General features: G+C 41.7%; 1 protein-coding gene. It reads right to left on the reverse strand.

Annotated features, from left to right (window positions below; translation table 11 throughout):
- Positions 1-428: 428 nt before the first annotated feature.
- On the reverse strand, positions 429-3,479 hold the full coding sequence (locus Q0236_RS10615; protein ID WP_297917656.1) for a TonB-dependent receptor: 3,051 nt from the start codon (positions 3,477-3,479) through the stop codon (positions 429-431).
- Between the last annotated feature and the right edge of the window lie 191 nt (positions 3,480-3,670).

Genomic DNA, 3,670 nt, shown 5'->3' on the forward strand with positions numbered 1-3,670 from the left:
CATTCTGCCGCCGTAGTTTTGCGTGCGGTTGTTAAATGTCTTCGGTGCTTCTAACTCGTCTTTATTAGGATCATACGGCGAGCAAATTTAGGTGATATGAAAGTTTGTCTTTGACCTTAGTAAAAAAGGCTTTATCGATAGAAATGTAAAATTTATACCGCACGGCGGTAGGTTCTGAGTCAAAACCACATAAACGAAAGCGGCGATATACAAATTTAATGCGCGCGCAAAATGTTACCGTTCGGCGAAAATTATATCGCTAAAAATTTTATCGAAATGCCAAAAATACGAAGAGATCTTGCTCTTGCGTTGCAAAGGCTCATTGGATATAAATTTAAAGCGTAAATTACAAAGCAGGGCTCAATTCGATCAAATCGAGACTTCGATCCAAAATTCGTTTTAAATTTTGGATCGAAACACACCAAGAACTAAAACGTTATCTCCCAGTTAAATCTAAAATTTCTGCGCGGCGCGTAAAACCTGCCGATGCCCGCACCCGTCGCCTGATCGATCATATTGACCGTTCCAAAAGCCCTGATCGAGCGCGCGCTATCCCAAGTGATATATTTGGCATTGGTTAGGTTGTAAACTCCTAGACTAAAGTTAAAATTTTTTTGCGGCTTAGCATAAGCGATAACGTCCACTACCGTATAATCGCCGCTTCGCCAACCTTTGGTATTATCGGTTACGGGCTCTCCGTTTACTATAGAAGCATCGATATGTCCCCAATACGGATCCGTTCTTTCGACTTGGCTTTTCCAATACATATTGTAGGTATCTTTGCGCTTCTTGGCTCCTACGTCAGTTATGAAAAGATCAATGCCATATTTGTCGCCGGGCGTAGAATAGCCGATATTATAGACGGAAGTAGGCGGTTGGATCGCATTCATCGGCACCTCTTCGCCCCTACTGCATCCGGAGTTTGAATCATTGGCGTTTGAGCCGTTGCTGGCGCACGACATTCTGCCTTTTTGTCTGCTGTATTTATATCCCAGCCTAAATCCCTCCAGGCTCTCCGATACATCGCCGAGCTCCAGATGGGTATTTATCTCAAATCCATGCACTTTGGCGCTATCTCGGTTTACATTTTGATAAAACGGATACGGTATCTGCTGATCTACGACTTGTAAATTTCCCAAAAATTCAAGATCGATAAAATTTTTATAATCCGTCTTAAAAACATCGAAAGTTATGCGGCTTCTCTCGCTATAAAAAGTAAGAGCGATCTCTTTCGTCCTTGCGATTTCTGGTTCTAAAAATATATTAGGACGGATAGAAAAGTCCGGATGCTTAAAGGTCATATACGCCTCATCCGATGTCGGAGCGCGGAAACCCTTGGAGCCTTTTAGCTGAATTCTTATCCAATCGAGCGGGTCTAAATTTAGACCTAGTTTGTATGAGCCGCTTTTGTATTCCTTCTCTCTTAGCAGGAATTTTAAATTTTGCTGATAATTTTCCTCTCCATAAGGAGTGTAGTAACCATGTATTCCGTCATAGGGATTGTAAGGATACGGCACCCACAAACCGGTTATGATGCCTCTGGGCACTTCGGGATAGCCGGTATATTTCGGTTTATGTTTTACCTTGTCGTAGCGATAGCCAAGATCAAAGCCTACATATTTGGTTATTTGAATTTCATCTCCGATATAGCTTGCCGTAGTCGTAGTTTGTACCGGGATCAGATAGGTGCTCACCGCAGTGGTATTGCTTCTTAGATTGCCATTCATATGCCAATCTGGATTTGGCACATTATTTACATTACCGAAAAATATACTATCCCACCATTGTGAATTGCCTGCATAAAACCCGTCTTTGTTCGTCATCGATTTATCGGTCTTATCTAAAAGTCCGCCGTATGATATGGAATTATCGATGATGTTAAATAGGCTAAGCTCTTTCTCAAAATCCAAATTTAATTGTTGCGTTTCGGTATCCAGTGTCCTATCGGTATATTGTATGGAATTATAGCCGTCCGTTCCTGGAGTTAAAAAAGATAATTTATGGTATTTTGTTCCATCATCTGCATCGCTAGAATCTCTTTTTATGGTTCCGTAAGTTCTTCCGTCGGGAAGAGTATGTTTTTCCAGCTCTCTTTCTACGAGTTCATAATTATAATTCCAAGTATTCCCATCGTATGTTTCTTTTAATACTTTAAATTTTTTATTGCAATCTATTTTGGAGCAATCTACATAAGTTGAATGATAAACATCTCCCCACATGTCAATTGCGGATCCAAGATGTGCTTTATAATCGTCGTTAAGCCTAAGCACATTACCCGAGCCATCTCTTACGATATAAGCTTCCTCCGCTACATCCCCGGGATCGACGCTTATAGGTCTATTATTTTTATCTACTAGATTATGCGTACCGGAGCTCGAGTCTAAATGCATTCCCGATGGATTTTGTGTTTGCTGGCAGGCGCTTCCTTGGCAGCCCTCTCTATTGATCGCGCGGTTTTTAATACTCTGCTTTGAGTATGAAATTTTAACGTGATCCCAAAGCGGCGTCTCGCTGAAATTTTCATAGGCAAATTGCACGTTTTTTCTAGTGGAGCTATCGTGGTTTGTCCTATTTCCATATCGTTCCGAAGCATCCGGACGGCTACCCATTCTTAACGTATAAGATAGATCCTCGCCGTCGGAATTTTGCTTCGAGTCATCTATCGCGACCGAAAATCTATTCTCATCGCCCGGCTGAAATCCCACCTTTACGAGCGTACTTTTTTTGGTTATGGTGTATGGATCTGCCTTTTCGCGAGTTTTACCTATATGAAGTTTGTCCTCTTTACTATCATATATGTCGTAGAAATAGTTTTTTCTTTCATGACCGTGTCTATCGGTGTTTATAACCAAAAGATCAAACCAGCCGTACCTAGCTGCGCCGGTGAAGGAGTGGAAATTTTGACTATCGACGCTTTGATAGCCCTGTTTAAAGCCGAAATGATAGTTCTTTTCCGTCAAGAAATCCCTAGCGTCTTTGGTTTCAAACATTACCGATCCGCCGAGTGCACCGCTTCCCGCTTTTATGGAGTCGGCTCCTTTGGTGATATTGGCTGTTTTGACGTTTTCCATCTCTACGCCGTTTCTTGTGTTGTTAAAATTTCCATACCCCTCAAAGAGGTCTTTAAAGCCCTGCGAGCTTAGAGTCTCCGCTTGACGAAGCCCGTCCACCGTGATAGCCACGCGGTTTTCGTCCACGCCGCGAACGGCGTATCCGCTAGCGCCGAATCTGCCCGTCTCGACCGCTGTGATACCCGTTTGGTATCGCACCAAGTCTCTACTATCGGTGATCTGCTGCTTCTTGATAGTCTGCGCGGTAGTTTTAGTTTCGCCGACCTTTTGCTCGGCTACGCTTTGCGAATCGACATTGCCCGTTACCTGGATAGTTCCTAATTCTTGCGAATTTGCCTGATCTTCCGCGTAAAGCGAGCCATAAAAGAGCAGCGAGACATAGAGAGAGAGAGAGAATCTTCTAAACATTTATATTTCCTTACTTAATGATTATAGAATTGATTATTAACGCGGCGAATAATAATACAAAGATTTTTAATGTTTAATTAAATTGCAGTTTAAATTCAAGTATAAATTTTAAATGGCTAAAATTTTGATTTTTAAGAAGTAAAAAATTTTGAATAGTCAAGAAATGCGTAATAGACGCATTTTAAGCTTTA

Origin of the sequence: uncultured Campylobacter sp. (genome assembly GCF_938031315.1) — a bacterium.
Classification (GTDB): Bacteria; Campylobacterota; Campylobacteria; order Campylobacterales; family Campylobacteraceae; genus Campylobacter_B.

Coding starts and splice junctions, on each gene's coding strand:
- Q0236_RS10615 (WP_297917656.1), bottom strand. CDS start 3,479: ATGTTTAGAAGATTCTCTCTCTCTCTCTATGTCTCGCTGCTCTTTTAT.